Origin of the sequence: Bartonella sp. CL71SXKL (genome assembly GCF_042194935.1) — a bacterium.
Classification (GTDB): Bacteria; Pseudomonadota; Alphaproteobacteria; order Rhizobiales; family Rhizobiaceae; genus Bartonella.
In genome coordinates, this window is the sequence record NZ_JBHINI010000004.1 from 35,120 (window position 1) to 50,679 (window position 15,560).

Annotated in this window: 20 protein-coding genes; 16 read left to right on the forward strand and 4 right to left on the reverse strand. The window is 40.0% G+C overall.

Annotation, left to right across the window (positions count from 1 at the left end; translation table 11 throughout):
* The first annotated feature begins 46 nt into the window (after window positions 1-46).
* The 16 genes from ACFILA_RS03135 to virB11 all read left to right on the forward strand — a co-directional run bounded on the left by ACFILA_RS03135 (window position 47) and on the right by virB11 (window position 11,419).
* Window positions 47-397: a TrbC/VirB2 family protein gene (locus ACFILA_RS03135; RefSeq protein ID WP_375660637.1), complete on the forward strand. Its 351-nt coding sequence runs from the start codon at window positions 47-49 to the stop codon at window positions 395-397.
* A gap of 27 nt (window positions 398-424) precedes the next feature.
* Window positions 425-748: a type IV secretion system protein VirB3 gene (locus tag ACFILA_RS03140; RefSeq protein ID WP_375628050.1), complete on the forward strand. Its 324-nt coding sequence runs from the start codon at window positions 425-427 to the stop codon at window positions 746-748.
* Window positions 748-3,108 carry a VirB4 family type IV secretion/conjugal transfer ATPase gene (locus ACFILA_RS03145; RefSeq protein WP_375660638.1) on the forward strand — a complete coding sequence of 787 codons (2,361 nt, stop codon included), beginning with the start codon at window positions 748-750 and terminating at the stop codon, window positions 3,106-3,108. Before ACFILA_RS03140 ends, ACFILA_RS03145 begins: the two co-directional genes overlap by 1 nt.
* Entirely contained in the window at window positions 3,105-3,878 is a 774-nt protein-coding gene (locus ACFILA_RS03150; RefSeq protein ID WP_375660639.1) for a type IV secretion system protein, read from the forward strand. Before ACFILA_RS03145 ends, ACFILA_RS03150 begins: the two co-directional genes overlap by 4 nt.
* A gap of 24 nt (window positions 3,879-3,902) precedes the next feature.
* The gene (locus ACFILA_RS03155; RefSeq protein ID WP_026500396.1) at window positions 3,903-4,175 is read left to right on the forward strand and encodes an EexN family lipoprotein; all 273 of its coding nucleotides are present in this window, start codon (window positions 3,903-3,905) and stop codon (window positions 4,173-4,175) included.
* Window positions 4,175-4,441 carry an EexN family lipoprotein gene (locus ACFILA_RS03160; RefSeq protein ID WP_375660640.1) on the forward strand — a complete coding sequence of 89 codons (267 nt, stop codon included), beginning with the start codon at window positions 4,175-4,177 and terminating at the stop codon, window positions 4,439-4,441. The genes ACFILA_RS03155 and ACFILA_RS03160 overlap by 1 nt, the downstream gene beginning before the upstream one ends.
* Complete coding sequence (locus tag ACFILA_RS03165; protein ID WP_375660641.1) at window positions 4,441-4,842, forward strand: EexN family lipoprotein; 402 nt, start codon at window positions 4,441-4,443, stop codon at window positions 4,840-4,842. The genes ACFILA_RS03160 and ACFILA_RS03165 overlap by 1 nt, the downstream gene beginning before the upstream one ends.
* Window positions 4,842-5,132, forward strand: a complete 291-nt coding sequence (locus ACFILA_RS03170) for an EexN family lipoprotein (RefSeq protein ID WP_375660642.1) — start codon at window positions 4,842-4,844, stop codon at window positions 5,130-5,132. Before ACFILA_RS03165 ends, ACFILA_RS03170 begins: the two co-directional genes overlap by 1 nt.
* A 137-nt stretch (window positions 5,133-5,269) precedes the next feature.
* Entirely contained in the window at window positions 5,270-5,626 is a 357-nt protein-coding gene (locus ACFILA_RS03175) for an EexN family lipoprotein (RefSeq protein WP_375660643.1), read from the forward strand.
* Window positions 5,627-5,919: 293 nt separating this feature from the next.
* Window positions 5,920-6,342 carry an EexN family lipoprotein gene (locus tag ACFILA_RS03180; protein ID WP_375660644.1) on the forward strand — a complete coding sequence of 141 codons (423 nt, stop codon included), beginning with the start codon at window positions 5,920-5,922 and terminating at the stop codon, window positions 6,340-6,342.
* A gap of 46 nt (window positions 6,343-6,388) precedes the next feature.
* On the forward strand, window positions 6,389-7,327 hold the full coding sequence (locus ACFILA_RS03185; RefSeq protein WP_375660645.1) for a type IV secretion system protein: 939 nt from the start codon (window positions 6,389-6,391) through the stop codon (window positions 7,325-7,327).
* A gap of 6 nt (window positions 7,328-7,333) precedes the next feature.
* Window positions 7,334-7,621: a type IV secretion protein VblB7 gene (locus tag ACFILA_RS03190; RefSeq protein ID WP_375660646.1), complete on the forward strand. Its 288-nt coding sequence runs from the start codon at window positions 7,334-7,336 to the stop codon at window positions 7,619-7,621.
* Complete coding sequence (locus tag ACFILA_RS03195) at window positions 7,618-8,289, forward strand: virB8 family protein (protein ID WP_375660647.1); 672 nt, start codon at window positions 7,618-7,620, stop codon at window positions 8,287-8,289. Before ACFILA_RS03190 ends, ACFILA_RS03195 begins: the two co-directional genes overlap by 4 nt.
* A 2-nt stretch (window positions 8,290-8,291) precedes the next feature.
* Window positions 8,292-9,143: a P-type conjugative transfer protein VirB9 gene (gene virB9, locus ACFILA_RS03200; protein ID WP_375642883.1), complete on the forward strand. Its 852-nt coding sequence runs from the start codon at window positions 8,292-8,294 to the stop codon at window positions 9,141-9,143.
* 27 nt (window positions 9,144-9,170) lie between these two features.
* Entirely contained in the window at window positions 9,171-10,349 is a 1,179-nt protein-coding gene (gene virB10 / locus ACFILA_RS03205; protein ID WP_375660648.1) for a type IV secretion system protein VirB10, read from the forward strand.
* A 17-nt stretch (window positions 10,350-10,366) separates the two neighbouring features.
* The gene (virB11, locus tag ACFILA_RS03210) at window positions 10,367-11,419 is read left to right on the forward strand and encodes a P-type DNA transfer ATPase VirB11 (RefSeq protein WP_375643273.1); all 1,053 of its coding nucleotides are present in this window, start codon (window positions 10,367-10,369) and stop codon (window positions 11,417-11,419) included.
* An 862-nt stretch (window positions 11,420-12,281) separates the two neighbouring features.
* Here virB11 and ACFILA_RS03215 read toward each other — a convergent pair.
* The 4 genes from ACFILA_RS03215 to glmM form a co-directional block, all read right to left on the reverse strand.
* Window positions 12,282-12,401: a type II toxin-antitoxin system RelB/DinJ family antitoxin gene (locus tag ACFILA_RS03215; RefSeq protein ID WP_375630941.1), complete on the reverse strand. Its 120-nt coding sequence runs from the start codon at window positions 12,399-12,401 to the stop codon at window positions 12,282-12,284.
* 293 nt (window positions 12,402-12,694) lie between these two features.
* The gene (locus tag ACFILA_RS03220) at window positions 12,695-12,895 is read right to left on the reverse strand and encodes a HigA family addiction module antitoxin (RefSeq protein WP_375660649.1); all 201 of its coding nucleotides are present in this window, start codon (window positions 12,893-12,895) and stop codon (window positions 12,695-12,697) included.
* A 164-nt stretch (window positions 12,896-13,059) separates the two neighbouring features.
* Window positions 13,060-13,236, reverse strand: coding sequence for a hypothetical protein (locus ACFILA_RS03225; RefSeq protein ID WP_375657488.1), 177 nt, complete (start codon window positions 13,234-13,236; stop codon window positions 13,060-13,062).
* Window positions 13,237-13,856: 620 nt separating this feature from the next.
* On the reverse strand, window positions 13,857-15,230 hold the full coding sequence (glmM, locus tag ACFILA_RS03230; protein ID WP_375617881.1) for a phosphoglucosamine mutase: 1,374 nt from the start codon (window positions 15,228-15,230) through the stop codon (window positions 13,857-13,859).
* Window positions 15,231-15,560 lie beyond the last annotated feature (330 nt).

Consider the following 15,560-nt stretch of genomic DNA (forward strand, 5'->3'; position numbering starts at 1 on the left):
AATATTAATTTCATGATCAACTTAAACATAAAGCGGGGGAATTTTCATGAAAAACATGAATAATTCGTTCATTAATGAACATACCTTACAAAAAACTATTCTATCCAACACCCAAAAGAAATGGTTAACAGCAGCATTGATGCTGTTTATTGCCTTCATGGCACTGAGTGAACCAGCATTTGCCGATGGCGGCTTCGGAAAAATTGAAACTGCTCTTCAAAAAATAGTTGATGCTTTAAAAGGACCAATTGCAAAATCAATCGCAACCATTGCGATTGCTGGTGTTGGGCTTGCATGGATTGCTGGTTATGTTGAAATGCGTAAAGCTTTCTTTGTTTGTATTGGCATCGGCATTGTTTTTGGTGCATCGCAAATCGCATCAATGTTTATGTCTTAATTCGCTTAACTTTAGCCTTTCAAAGCCATGAAAGAGCACGACAAGCTAACAGAAGATACGTTATTTCTTGCTTGCACGCGCCCTGCAATGATTGCAGGCGTGACGGTGGAAGCTATGGGATTAAATGGGATAGGAACGATGATATTGTTCATTATGGCAGGCAATATTTTTTTTCTAACCTTTGGTGTGATGCTGCATTTCATATTCAAGGAAATCCTAAAGCATGACCATAACAAATTTCGTATTCTTCTGACATGGCAAAAGACATCTATTTTTGCCAGAAATTCGAGTCTATGGGGTGGGGGAAGTATTTCTCCATTACGATTAATTCGTAATTATGAGGAATTATAATGAATAGAACAGAGCGCAAACGTGAAAAGCAGCCAGAGGCGATCATTCCTTATGTGCGCCATGTCAATAAACACATCATTGCGCTGGATTCACGCGCTCTCATGAGCGTTATTAAACTTGAAGGCATTAACTTTGAGACAGCGGATATTATTGATCTGAATGTGCTTCACGAACAGCTCAATAATCTGTTTAAAAACATAGCGGATGAACGGATAGCGCTTTATAGCCATATTATCAGAAAGCGTGAAACGATTTATCCGGATGGGACTTTCAGATCGGCATTTGCCAAGCAATTAGATGATAAATATCGCGACCGGATGATTTCACAGGAGCTTTATCGCAATGAGCTTTATCTTTCGATTTTGTGGAATCCACACGTTGATCAAACGGATAAATTAGTGGAGTTTTTCAAACGTTTAGGCAAAGCCAAGCAAGAAAAGACAGAAGTTGATGCAGAGTCCATTCGCAAGCTTGAAGATATTACCACAGATCTTATTCAAAATTTAGAGCGTTATGGTGCAAAAAGACTGAGCCTTTATGAACATGAAGGTAATATTTATTCGCAGCAAAGTGAGTTTATCCACCAATTGGTGGGAGGTCGTCGTGAACGTATCCCTCTCACATGGGGGACGATAGCTTCGACTGTTTATTCAGACCGTCTCATTTTTGGAAAAGAGATCATAGAAATACGCACCGAGGCGGCACAGCGGTTTGCGGGCATGTTTGGTTGGAAAGAATATCCAGCAAAAACTAGGGTAGGCATGGCGGATGGTTTGCTCACCCTTCCCTTTGAGTTTATTTTCACCCAATCTTTTATTTTCAAGAGCAAAAATGCTGCCAAGCAAATTATGGGGCGCAAACAAAACCAAATGGTCAATGCAGGAGATCGAGCAGGTTCACAAATTATGGAACTGGATGATGCGCTTGATGATCTTGAATCCAATCGTTTTGTTTTAGGGGAGCATCATTTATCATTGGCAGTTTTTGCTGATACGCCGCAAGAGTTAGCGGATAATCTTGCCAAAGCGCGTTCTCGTCTTACAGATGGTGGGGCTGTGATTGCGCGGGAAGACTTAGGGTTAGCGGCGGCTTGGTGGGCACAATTGCCTGGCAATTATGCTTATCGCACCCGCTCTGGTGCAATAACAAGCCGCAATTATGCAGCGCTTTCTCCATTTCATTCTTTTCCGGTTGGGAAAATAGATGGCAATGTATGGGGACCAGCGGTAGCCTTGATGAAAACCTCTGCTGGTTCACCGTTTTATTTTAACTTTCACTTTGGTGATTTAGGCAATACGTTTGTTTGTGGTCCCTCTGGTTCTGGGAAAACGGTTATTGTTAATTTTCTTTTAGCACAACTTCAAAAGCATGATCCCAATATGGTCTTTTTTGACAAAGATCGGGGCGCAGAACTTTTTGTCAGAGCGGGTGGCGGCACTTATATGCCCTTGAAGAATGGTAGACCGACAGGCATAGCACCGCTAAAAGGCTTAGACTATAACAATCCAGCAGATAGAGTTTTTTTACGCCAATGGATTATAAAGCTTGTTTCGTCTGAAGATCAAAAGATCAGTGAATCAGAAAGACAAGACATTACGGCAGCTGTTGAGCAGCTTGCCTTATTACCCAAAGAACAACGGACGATCTCCGCCTTACAAATGTTTTTTGACACCACGCACAGGGAGGGGATAGCGGGTCGTTTAGAAAGATGGTGTAAAGGCAATGCCTTAGGGTGGGTTTTTGACAATCCTGATGACGACATTGGCATTGATGCAAAATTTATTGGTTATGACATGACGGATTTTTTAGATAATAATGAAATTCGTCCACCCTTGATGATGTATCTTTTTCATAGGATTTTGTCTCTGATTGATGGGCGTCGTATTATCATTGTCATTGATGAGTTCTGGAAAGCCTTAGAGGATGATTCCTTTAAAGCCTTTGCGCAAGACAGGCTGAAAACTATCCGTAAACAAAATGGTTTGATGTTGTTTGCAACGCAATCTCCCAAAGATGCGATCAATTCGACCATTGCTCACACCATTATAGAGCAATGCCCCACACAGATTTATTTTCCCAATCAAAAGGGCAATCATGGGGATTATGTAGAAGGTTTTAAATTATCGGACAGAGAATTTAACCTGATACAATCAGAATTAAGCCGTGAGTCACGGCGTTTTCTCATCAAACAAGGACAAAGTTCAGTTGTAGCAGAACTAAATTTACGCGGCTTTGATGATGAAATAGCCATTTTAAGTGGCACCACCAAGAATATTGAACTCCTAGAGACCATTATGGATGAAGTTGGACAATCTCCAGAAAAATGGCTTCCTATTTTTCAAGAAAGGTCAAAGCAATGAAAAAACTTTTATTGGCAACAGCTCTTTGCGCAATTTCTTTGGGTTTAACAACCAATTCATTTGGTTTTGGCGGTATTGTATTTGATCCCAAGGCTTTTGGACAAATGATTAAACAAGTTCAACAAGGCCAACAACAGCTTAACAAGTTGCAAGAACAAATTCAACAAGGTGCACAACAGCTTGAGCAATTAAAGAGCCAACTCGATCAAGCGAAACAGTTATATAACTCCTTAAATGTCAAGCCTGACATTTCGGGATTGAAAGAGATGTTTAACAAGCAAGGGAGCAGTGGCGCCCTTCCTTCAGATTTTAACCACTTTCAACAATCAATGGGCAGTGGTGGCGGTGGCGGCGGCGGTGGCAGCAAAAACACGCAAAAATGGCAAGAAGAGCTTAAATACAAAGAGCCCGCAGGGGGCGCAGGATCAAAAGAGGCAGTAGATGCTTTTTACGCACAAGAAGTGAAAAAAGCCGAACAGAACACGGTAGGACAAGCAGCAAAAGGCCAAGACGTCTACGAAGAAGCCAGTGAAACACAAAAAAAAATTACCAAGCTCCTTGACGAACTTGGAAGTACTGAAGATGCGGGTAAAATTCAAGGCATTCAAGCACAATTAGCAGCGGTACAAGCAGACCTCCAAACAAAAATACTCCAAATGCAAGCTGCCATGATGATTCAACAAGCAGAAGAAAAAGCGGCAAAACAACGTGAAATGGAAGAATTTAAAGCACGATACAAAGCTTTAGCCAAAACACTGCGTGGTCAATAAAGAGTAAAAAAGAGGGGCTTAAATATGAACAAGATCATCATAACAACATTGCTACTTTGCACAGGGCTGATCACGGCTGGTTGTGAAAAAACCCATAGCGTAGAAGAATTTAAGAAAGATCACAAATTATACGAAAAATGGAAAATGAAATGTATGACATCAGGGGATCTCGATTCGCAAAATTGTAAAAACGCAGAGCAAGCTTATCGTGAGAGTCTTCCAACATGGGGATGGGGGAGAACTGGCTCTACAAATGACGATAAACAAGAATCTGAAAAGAAACAGGACAATAAATAATGAATAAAGTTCTCATAACAACATTGCTACTTTGCACAGGGCTGATCACGGCTGGATGTGAAAAAACCCACAGCGTAGAAGAACTTAAAAAAAATAAAAAACTGATGGAAGAAGTATTACTGAAATGTTTGACGTCAGGGGATTTGAATTCGAAAAATTGTAAAAATGCAGAGCAAGCTGAATTTGAAACCCGTAAAAATTGGAGAGGCTTTGGCTCGACAAATGACGATAAACAAGAATCTGAAAAGAAACAGGACAATAAATAATGAATAAAGTTCTCATAACAACATTGCTGCTTTGCACTGGGCTCATCACGGCTGGATGTGAAAAAACTTACAGCGTCGCAGAATTTAAAAAAGATGAAAAATTACGCCTAGAGTGGGATGCTAAATGTGGATTTGCAGGAACTTCAAAAAATTGTGAAAACATGCGGTTAGCATTTTTAGAACTTCAAAAAGAATATGAAGCAAAAGCAGCAGAAAGAGAGCGTCAAGCGGAAGAGAACCTTCATGAAGCATTAAAAAAAGCTAGAGCTAAAATAATGTCCGATCTTGAAAAAAGAGAAGCTGAATATCAAAAAAGGCAAGCTGAAGAAGAACAAAAAGCAAAAGAACAAGCCGAACGAGAAGCAGAAGAGCGCGCTAAACAACAACAGGACAATAAATAATGAATAAAGTTCTCATAACAACATTGCTGCTTTGCACAGGGCTCATCACAGCTGGATGTGAAAAAACCTATAGTGTTGCAGAATTTAAAAAAGATAAAAATTTACGCGATGAATGGAGACGTAAGTGTGGATGGACAGGAGATTCACAAAATTGTAAAAATTTAGACAAAGCAATAGAAGAAGTACGTCAAGAAAATTTTGATAACTATCTAAATAAATATCGTAAAAATGACGATAAACAAAAAATGAAAGAACAATCTGAAAAAGAACAAGACAAAGGCAATAACTAAATCAGTAAAAACATTTATGGCAACATTATGTCTGTGTCCTAGATTTATCATCACTGATTATAAAAAACCAGAACATAGCATAATTTAAAAATTGTGCTCAAACCTTGTAAAACTGAAAGGAAAAAGGGGAAATATCTATGAATAAAGTTCTCATAACAACATTGCTACTTTGCACAGGGCTCATCACAGCTGGATGTGAAAAAACCTATAGCGTCGCTGAATTTAAAAAAAATCCAAAATTATTTGATGAATGGGTCACGAGATGTGGAGGGATAGGAACTTCAAAAAATTGTGAAAACCTAAGAGTAGCAGGCGCTGAACTTGAGAAAGAACGTCGGGCAAAAATTGACGAAGAAAATCGCAAAATAGATGAAAAATTTAAAGCTGAACAAAAAGCTTGGATTGAAAAAATTGAAGCTGATACTAATAGATTACGAGCAGAACGAGAAGCAGAAGAGCGCGCTAAAGCTAAACAACAACAGAATAACAATTAAACTATAAAAAAACACGATGAAGAGCGGAGCATCTAAATGGCAATAGTAACAAAAGGCATATTCACTAAGATAGACAATATGTTGATGGAGCCACTTACAAGGACAATGGATAGCATCTATTGCGCTTTAGCTGCTCAACTTAAAGAACCTTACAGACTATACAATAGATTTATGGCAAGATTATGTCTCTGCCCTAGATTTATCATCACTGGTTATAAAAACCGATAACACAAGCATAATTTAAAGATTGTGCTCAAACCTTGTAAAACTGAAAGGAAAAAGGGGAAATATCTATGAATAAAGTTCTCATAACAACATTGCTACTTTGCACAGGGCTCATCACAGCTGGATGTGAAAAAACTCACAGTGTAGCAGAATTTAAAAAAGATAAAAATTTACGCTTAGAGTGGGATGCTAAATGTGGATTCGCAGGGACTTCAAAGAATTGTGAAAACATGCGGTTAGCATTTTTAGAACTTGAGAAAGAACGTCAGGCACAAGCTGAAGAAAGAAGCCGGAAAGCGGCAGAGCGCTTCAACAAAGCGATGGATGAACTTATGGAGCAACAAAAAGCTGAACATGAAAAATGGAAAGCTGATTTTGAAAAAAGAAAAGCTGATTTTGAAAAAAGACAAGCTGAAGAAAAAGCAAAAGAACAAGCCGAACGAGAAGCAGAAGAGCGTGCTAAAGCTAAACAACAACAGGATAATAATTGAAGCAGAAATGATCATATTTGCAGACATTAAATAAAACGGACGTGCAATGGCATTTGAAAATGTAACTGTATTTACTCGGATGGATAGTTTTGTAATAAAGACTCTTGAAGATGTAATGAATAAAACTATTAATAATCTCTCATTAAGTTTAAGTGCTCCGCTTAAAGCATCTTGTACAATTTACATTATATTTATGGGATACAATATCATCTACGGGCGTTCTTCCATGCCCTTATGGGAATTTATAGCGACAACTTTCAAACTCGGTATCATTGTTACACTCGCCACAAAAGCCGGTATTTATAATGCGTGGGTCAGGGATATATTTTTCAATGATCTGCCGAATGCCATTGCAAATGTCACACAAGGTGCAGCACACTCGGATCAAAATATATGGGACAATATGCTAAGACAAGCTGGTGCACACGTTTTTGACGCATCAGATCAGTACACAGGATGGACTGAAACGGGTAAGTTTCTTGCGACATGGCTTGCTGGTTTTGGCTGTTTAGTGGATGCCATTATAGTTTCTGCAGTTGGTTTTATCGTCTCAATGTTTGCTAAACTTGGTTTATTTCTTGTCCTATCGATAGGACCACTTTTTATAAGCCTTGGTCTGTTTTCCCCAACAAGGCGTTTTACAGAAGCATGGTTAGGACAAGTTGCAAACTTCATCATTTTGCAGGTATTAGTCGTGTTGCTTGGCGGTATGTATGTCAATCTTGCAATGCAAATCTTCTCAGTAAATCTTGAAGATATAATGCTTTCCTTAATTAATTTCTCAGCTGTTGGCTTTTGTGGTATTTACCTTTTCATCAAATTACCTGATATAGCATCAGCTTTAGCCTCGGGCGGTGCTTCTCTCACAAGTGCAATAACGGGAACGCAACGCGCTGGAAAAGAAGCTTGGCGCGCTACTAAATTTGCAGGCAACACAATAATGAAGGGTGTTAAAAAATTAGCATCACTATTAGCAAAGGCCTAAGTTCAAATGCGGAAATTTAAAAAAATTGGGATTATCTTACCATTTCTCTTTCTCAGTGGCTGTGTGTCTTCACCAAACACACTGAAGTCACTCCCAAAATGTGATGGATATTCTAAACGTCCACTCAACAGATCAATGTGGAATTGGGAAGGGAAAAAACCCACGCCCACACCCATTATCATCAGTAACAACACCCCTTCATCCCTAAAAGAAGGGAAGCTGGAAATGCTTCTGGCACAAAAATTAACGGATGAAGAAATCAAATCTTACAAAAATTGCGGGCAAAAAGCATGAAAGAAAAAGACATAGAACAATACATTGCTGAAGCGCGCTCGTTCGATCAAGATCGCATGCTCGCCTCACGCCGCACCACCCGCGTCTCGCTTGCCATTGCCGGCATCGCCGTTGCGGTTGCAATACTGTCTTCTCTCGCGGTCATCACCCTCACGCCCCTTAAAACCGTGGAACCTTTTGTCATCCGTGTAGACAATTCAACCGGCATTGTCGAAGTTGTGGAATCCTTAAAAGAAGGTCCCACCAATGTCGACGAAGCAATCACACGCTACTTTGCTGCAAAATATGTCCGCTCCCGTGAAGGCTTCACCACAGAAGAAACACAACACAACTTCCAAACCGTCTCCCTCCTCTCTTCTTCTGAAGAACAGGAAAGATTTGCCAGCTGGTATGGAGCAAGAAATCCCCAAAGTCCTCAAATTCTCTATAAACACGCCGCCGTTACAATAACAATAAAATCAATCTCCTTTATCAATGACGATGTCGCCCAAGTGCGTTACTACAGAACCATTCATGACAACGACAACAACAAAGAATTCATCACCCACTGGGTTGCAACACTTACCTTTGAATATATCAATGCCCCTATCTCTGTCCAAAACCGTTTGATAAATCCTCTAGGGTTTATTGTTAGTGAATATAGAACCGATCCGGAAGTGGTCAACTGATCATGACAAAAAAAATTCTTTTTTTCATTCTTAACATCGCTATTACCCTTTCTTTAACGCCTAGCCATGCCAGTATTTTTCCCACTCGTGCGCCAAGCGATAGCCGCATTCGCTTTATCAACTATGATGCCTATAATGTCACAAAAATTATTGGCTCCATACGCTCATCGGTACAAATAGAATTTTCTCCCAATGAAGAAATTGCCCATGTGGCAATTGGCAACAGCGTTGCATGGGAAGTCGCTCCCGCTGGCAATATTCTTTTCCTCAAAGCGCGGGAAGTCCAACCCATTACCAATCTCCAAGTCGTCACCACAAAGCTTGATGGCTCAAAGCGCTCCTATCAATTTGAACTGATGGTCAAAGATGGAGAAATTTCATCTGGACAAGAAACATATTTCCTTGTGAAATTTCGCTACCCACAAGAAGAAGCAGAACAAAGAAGACTCGCAGCCCTTATGCGACAAGAAAAACAACAAGCCCAGCGTATCGATAATGTCTTCAACGCTTCTGAAACCTACGGACCTCGCAATTGGGCTTACACCGCTCAAGGCTCTATCACTCTCGAACCCTCCTCCGTTTATGACAATGGCAAAACCACAACATTTACATTTCCAGACAACCAAGAAATCCCTGCCATTTACATTGTCAGCAATGACGGTACAGAATCGCTGGTTCCCAAAACCACAAGAGGCAACATGGTGATTGTCCATGCCATTAGCGCACGCTTCACCCTAAGACAGGGAAAAAACGTCCTATGCGTCTTTAACGAAGCCTATCAACCAAAAGGCACAAATCCAAATACCGGAACAACCTCACCATCTGTTGAACGTAAAATTGCATCAGATCTTTAAATAAGCGGGAATTGAAGGGGACAACACATGAGTGATAAATCAATCATCGAAGATCGCGGATCTATTGGGGATGGCAAAAACAATAGCGCCAAAAGCGCTGGCAAAAAAATAGTTGTCGCAATAGCCTGTATAGGAATCTGCGGCTATGTGCTCTGGAACATCTTATCCTCCCCCACAGAACAAAAAGACACCGCAAAAGCTCATAAAAAACAAGAAAAAAGCTTTCACAATTCCCTCGCCCCTTTAGAGCTCGCGCCCTCTGACCCGCGTGCCAACATAGCGCCAATAACCTTACCACCCCCACAACCACTCGCACAAGAACCCAAAAAAGATGACCCACTACTTGATGCCGCAAGACGTGCCCCTGTTCTCGCTTTTGCCAAAGGCTCTAAATCTCAATTAAAAGACATCGTCAACACGACTCTCAACCCCTTTGAAAAATTCCATGCCCTTGAAAATCTCGCGAATGCGCAAAATTCTCCTGCCCTTCAAGACACACAAAATTTTGCAACCCTATTAAAGCCTACCAAAACAGAAGAAGCAAAAGCAAAAGCAAAACTCATCGGCAATAGAAACTTTATCATCGCCATGGGAACCTCTATTCCCTGTATCTTAGAAACCGCATTAAACAGTGAGCAACCAGGCTTTGCAAGCTGCATCATCAACCGTGATATCCTCTCTGACAATGGGCGCGTTGTTTTGCTTGATAAAGGAACCCAAGTGATTGGCGAATACCGCGGAGGGATAAAACAAGGTCAATCTCGCCTCTTTGTACTCTGGACAAGAGCAAAAACCCCAACCGGTGTCATCATCGACCTTGCCTCACCCGCAACCGACAGTTTAGGCAGAGCCGGTTTTGATGGCAACATCAACACCCATTGGTGGGAACGCTTTGGCTCTTCCCTTTTACTCACCGTTATTGATGGTGCCACAACAGTTTTAACAAATAAAATAGTAGGCAATTCCAATAAAGGAGGTTCAAACAACTCTGGAGGCGGCGGTTTTGAAGGCGCAAACAACACTGGAAAAGAGGCCGCCAGTATTGCTCTTGAAAATCAAATCAACATCCCTCCTACCCTAGAAAAATTTCAAGGCGAACTGGTCAACATCTTTGTAGCAAAAGATCTCGATTTTTCCTCTGTCTATAAACTAGTCGTAAAGAGCAAAAGAAACCGCTCTACTCCCAGCTATTCCTTTTTTCATTAAGCCAATAAAGTCACATTATGCCATCAGCAAAAAATGCAGAACGCGCCTCCATCGTTTTAACAAAATTAAAGATCTTAGATGACTTCCTCAATGATGACAATTTATTTGAAATTGTCATCAATCGCCCTGGCGAAGTAATCGTTGAGGGTCCCAATGGTTGGCAAACCCACATCTTAAAAGAGCTAACCTACAGCGAACTAGAAGGGATTGCAAAAGTTGTTGCTGCCTACACAACACAAAAAATCAGTGTAGAAAACCCCGTTCTCTCCGCAACACTGCCAAACAACGAACGCATACAAATTGTTATGCCTCCAGCAGTTGCAGCCAATACCATTAGCATGACCATTCGTAAACCTTCATCACGCACTTTTTCTCTTGAAAGTTTACATGAAAACAATCTTTTTTCTGTTGCCCAAAACACCAGTTTCACACCCACGCAACAAATGACAGAACGGTTATCCGAACTCTCTGATACAGACAAAAAGCTAACAGATTTGTTTCTGGCCAAAGACTTTTGCACCTTTTTAGAAAGAGCCGTTATTACACAACAAAATATCTTAATATCGGGCAAAACCGGTTCTGGTAAAACAACCCTCTCCAAAGCTTTGATTGCAAAAATCCCTGACTATGAACGAATTCTCACCATTGAAGACACGCCAGAACTTGTCGTTCCGCACGCCAACAAAGTGCAGCTCTTTTATTCAAAAGATAACCAAGGCTTAGCAAAAGCAGGCGCAAAAGAACTGCTTGAATCAGGCTTACGCATGCGCCCCGACAGAATCCTTCTACAAGAGCTGCGTGATGGTACAGCCTTTTACTACATCCGTAATGTCAATTCTGGTCACCCCGGCTCCATTACCACCGTCCATGCCTCAACAGCCCTTGCAGCCTTTGAACAAATGACCCTTTTAGTCAAAGAAAGTGACGGTGGTGGTAATTTAGCACGCGATGATATCCGCGGCTTATTAATCTCGATGATAGATGTCATCATCCAATGTAAACGCCTCGAAGGCAAATTTCGTGTAACAGAAATCTATTACGACCCCTTCAAACGCCGTGATGCTTTTTAAAAAAACAAGCACCCTCACACCCTTTTTTATAAGCAAAAACTATACCAATAGAGCTTTCTTAAAAACACGATTATAAGCCGCGGATATCATCGCGTGCTAAATTACCACCATAGATTCAAGTTCATTTTCAATGAATTGAAAGCAAAAAGAAGTAAAAATATCATCCCCATTCCCAATCACGAATGCGCCCCACAGGAAAACCAAAACGTGACGAAAATGATATCTATAACCCTATATTTTTTCTGATTTTTTTTGAAATCAACATTTGCAGGAATATAGATACCAAATTTAGTATCCGCTTCACCTTTAGCTTCAGACAAGAGCTTCACGAGCACCTTGTAATATACGAGATCCTGCTTTATGTGCCTTATCCATTATTATTCTTTTCGATATTCATCAAGGCGCAATATAAAAATTTTCTTCAACGCATTCCTCTCTGATTTTGTCAAATTACCTCAAGATGATTGACTGTAAATATCTTCGATCAACACCGGAATATTTTAACCACCAAAAAAGGGTATAACTTTATATCCCCCACTTTTACTCTTATGCTTTTAAACCTAACTTTCCTTGGCTTTCTCTCATACCTTGCATAAGACCACCAGCATCTGAATGAGTAGCAATAAAAGAAACAATATCAAATAATTATTCAGGCGATATGCCTTCTTCTTTCACAGAAATTCAATAAGCTGCCATTTCAATCACGGTTTGCATACATCATTCAATATACGGAAACACCCATAACGATAATGATGTAAATGAAAAGCTAATTTGAAGTGAATGATCAGAAATATCAAATATCCAAATGACAAAACAAATCTTACCTATCTTCAGCTATATCTCTTTACCCTTGTCACTTCTCTTAACCCTTGTCACTTTTCTCGAAAGTTTTAAGCGTTTTCGCATTAGAAATAGACATATCAAACGGCAATCCTTTTTCATGAACAACTTTTGTCAAAGCAATACGGATGAAATCAGACACCGTAAGTCCTAAACTTGCTAATATCTCACCGGATTTTTTTTAACGCCCTATCTATGCAGGCACGTACAACATCTTTTGTCACACCCATATTAAACACCTCCTTTGATTACCTCTCTTTTACCGTATGGCTTAATCGAGTTATGAAAATAAGATTTTATTCCTTGTCTTATCCGCGTTACATCTTTTGACCTTGTACGCTCATACGCATGATTTAGCTCTTGTATACGTCTCTGTTGCAAAAACTTAACTGCCATTTGAAACTCTTTTATGCAATCTTGATCATGAGACTGTTGTTAAGGATTTTTTTTTGATAGATCATAATTTGTTTGCATAGCAAGCCAAGCACGTGCTGTGCTTACACCAGCCATTTCAAGCCTAATAGCAAGATTAGCACTCATAGCGGCTTTTCCATTTAAAACTCTAGAAAGTGCTACACGAGATATACCAAGCCACTCTGCTGCTTCATTAACGGATAAACTAAGCTCTTTGATCACATCTTCTCACAATAATTCACCGGGATGTGAAGGATTCTTCATCATTGTTTAGACCTGCTTTTTGATGACAATCCAGATAATCAACCATTTCGACATCTATGCTATCAAAGCGAAATATTACGCGACAATTTCCATTTACAGTAATTGACTAATAATCCTTGAAATCACCTTTTAGCAGATGTAATCAAAAGGACGGATAACTCAAAATCTTTTGGCGATACATCTCCTTCAAGAGCACTTAGAATACGCTTTAATTTTTGAGCATGGGCGGTTCTAATCCCTTCAGTCGTACCAGTATTATAGAAGGCTTCAATCCTTTTATGTTTAAATCCTAAAATCATAAATGAATATAGAGTGTCCCCCTCCAAGATCCAAAAAATGTTCATTATTTTTTACATCACATGGCTTTTTTACTTTATAAACATTAGAACTGTCGTGAAAAAATCGATCATTCTCATCTCTTTCTCATTATTCTACTAATTATTGGAAAAGTATAAGTTCATAATTAGGAGGAGCTAAACGTAATAGGAGCGTATCATATCTCCAATTGGCAGCGGCACTTAGAAACATCAAGATGATATAACCACAATGACCATTGCTGTTTGATGTTCATGGGGCGCTGCACCCGCTGTATGTCCAGTAAAAAGAATGAATAACACTAATAAACTCCCCCCCTACAAACTCTGTTAAACTAATAACCGGTTTACGAATAAGTAAAAGAAAAAGGAAAATCAAAAAAGGCATATTTTTTATATCTTACGAACTATAGAGAACTCTATACGCATTGTAGTTATTAGAATTAGACTTTTCCCTTTTTTATTTAATTTGTTCGTAGATAGAGTATCCATTACCGTTATTACATCACTAACAAAGTTAATAATCATACCTTTTGTAATTGCCAAAATCCCGCATTAAAATCAGACCTTTATTCAAAGATGATCTGATAATTTTCTCAAAAAAATCAAGATTCCTCAAGTGCAGTCCCCATGCGTACATCATGATGAATAATAACATCCATCAACTCTGTCACGACAGTGTCCAATACTTCTCGTGCATCGCCTTCAGCCATAAGGCGGATAACCGGCTCAGTTCCAGAAGCGCGGATCACCAGCCGTGCCTCTTTTCCCAACCGCTTCTCTGCTTGATCAATGGCCGTTTTGACGGGATTTTTTTTCAGGACATTTTTATTTTTAATCGTTACATTTTTTAAAATTTGCGGTACAGGTTCAAACCGTTTACACAATTGGCTCATAGGGCTTTGACTTTCCTTCATACAGGCTAAAATCTGCAATGCAGCCACCAAGCCATCACCCGTTGTACCAAAATCACTGAGCACGATATGGCCAGAAGCCTCACCACCAACATTATATCCCTTTTGGCGCATGGCATCGACAACATAACGATCTCCAACTTTTGTCCTTACAAGGTGCAACCCTTTGCTATTCAAGAAACGTTCCAGTCCAAGATTTGACATAATCGTTGTGACAACACCATTACACCGTAATCGTCCCATTTTATGCCAATTTTCAGCAATTACAGCAATCAACTGATCTCCATCAACCGTTTGTGCTTTTTCATCAACAATGAGAACACGATCTCCATCTCCATCAAGAGCAATCCCCACATCAGCACGCACTTCATGCACTTTTCGTTTTAAAGAGCTTAAATCGGTTGATCCACATTTTTGATTAATATTGGTCCCATTGGGTTCATCATGAATAGCAAAAACCTCAGCCCCCAATTCCCATAAAGCACGGGGAGCCGCTTTATAAGCAGCCCCATTGGCACAATCCACAACAATACGCACAGTATCTAAGCGAACATCACGCGGCAAAGTTCGTTTGGCATATTCAATATAACGATAAATATCCCCCTCAACCCGTTTTGCATAACCAATTTCGGCAGAACTTGCTAAAGATTTTGAAAGATCTGTATCGATCAATTGTTCAATTTTGGCTTCCATATCATCTGAAAGTTTAAAACCATCAGGACCAAAAAGTTTAATTCCATTATCATAGAACGGATTATGAGAAGCAGAAATCATCACTCCAAGATCCGCTCGCAAAGAGCGGCAAAGCATTGCAACAGCAGGGGTTGGCACTGGACCCAATAAAAAAGCTTCCATCCCCGCAGCAGTCAATCCTGAAACCAAAGCGTTTTCCAACATATAACCAGATAATCGTGTATCCTTGCCAATCACCACACGATGAGATTGATGTTGTGAGCGAAATAAAACCCCTACAGCCATCCCCACCTTCATGGCAAAATCGGGTGTCATAGGAAATGAATTGGCTTTCCCCCGAATTCCATCTGTACCAAAATATTTTTGCACCATGCCTCTTTCCTTTAATATATAATTCTTCCCTTGGCTTTTCCTTAAACCCCTAACAAGCCCCCTTGGTACAATAGTCCCCCCGCTCCCCATATAAAATCAGATCATTGATCTAAACCTTCATGCATTTAAACAATCAAGCCCCCTATTCACCATCTACACATCTAAACCACTCTCAAGCAATTATGTTTACACCCTTCCACATAAAAGCAATATTATCTCCTCAAAATGCTCTATACACCCCTTTAATACAACCAACGGATAATCTCACACACTTGCTAAATCCGTAAAGAAACCCAGCACCAAACCTCATACCCTACAAAATCAGCAAGG

Coding starts and splice junctions, on each gene's coding strand:
- ACFILA_RS03135 (WP_375660637.1), top strand. CDS start 47: ATGAAAAACATGAATAATTCGTTCATTAATGAACATACCTTACAAAAA.
- ACFILA_RS03140 (WP_375628050.1), top strand. CDS start 425: ATGAAAGAGCACGACAAGCTAACAGAAGATACGTTATTTCTTGCTTGC.
- ACFILA_RS03145 (WP_375660638.1), top strand. CDS start 748: ATGAATAGAACAGAGCGCAAACGTGAAAAGCAGCCAGAGGCGATCATT.
- ACFILA_RS03150 (WP_375660639.1), top strand. CDS start 3,105: ATGAAAAAACTTTTATTGGCAACAGCTCTTTGCGCAATTTCTTTGGGT.
- ACFILA_RS03155 (WP_026500396.1), top strand. CDS start 3,903: ATGAACAAGATCATCATAACAACATTGCTACTTTGCACAGGGCTGATC.
- ACFILA_RS03160 (WP_375660640.1), top strand. CDS start 4,175: ATGAATAAAGTTCTCATAACAACATTGCTACTTTGCACAGGGCTGATC.
- ACFILA_RS03165 (WP_375660641.1), top strand. CDS start 4,441: ATGAATAAAGTTCTCATAACAACATTGCTGCTTTGCACTGGGCTCATC.
- ACFILA_RS03170 (WP_375660642.1), top strand. CDS start 4,842: ATGAATAAAGTTCTCATAACAACATTGCTGCTTTGCACAGGGCTCATC.
- ACFILA_RS03175 (WP_375660643.1), top strand. CDS start 5,270: ATGAATAAAGTTCTCATAACAACATTGCTACTTTGCACAGGGCTCATC.
- ACFILA_RS03180 (WP_375660644.1), top strand. CDS start 5,920: ATGAATAAAGTTCTCATAACAACATTGCTACTTTGCACAGGGCTCATC.
- ACFILA_RS03185 (WP_375660645.1), top strand. CDS start 6,389: ATGGCATTTGAAAATGTAACTGTATTTACTCGGATGGATAGTTTTGTA.
- ACFILA_RS03190 (WP_375660646.1), top strand. CDS start 7,334: ATGCGGAAATTTAAAAAAATTGGGATTATCTTACCATTTCTCTTTCTC.
- ACFILA_RS03195 (WP_375660647.1), top strand. CDS start 7,618: ATGAAAGAAAAAGACATAGAACAATACATTGCTGAAGCGCGCTCGTTC.
- virB9 (WP_375642883.1), top strand. CDS start 8,292: ATGACAAAAAAAATTCTTTTTTTCATTCTTAACATCGCTATTACCCTT.
- virB10 (WP_375660648.1), top strand. CDS start 9,171: ATGAGTGATAAATCAATCATCGAAGATCGCGGATCTATTGGGGATGGC.
- virB11 (WP_375643273.1), top strand. CDS start 10,367: ATGCCATCAGCAAAAAATGCAGAACGCGCCTCCATCGTTTTAACAAAA.
- ACFILA_RS03225 (WP_375657488.1), bottom strand. CDS start 13,236: ATGATTTTAGGATTTAAACATAAAAGGATTGAAGCCTTCTATAATACT.
- glmM (WP_375617881.1), bottom strand. CDS start 15,230: ATGGTGCAAAAATATTTTGGTACAGATGGAATTCGGGGGAAAGCCAAT.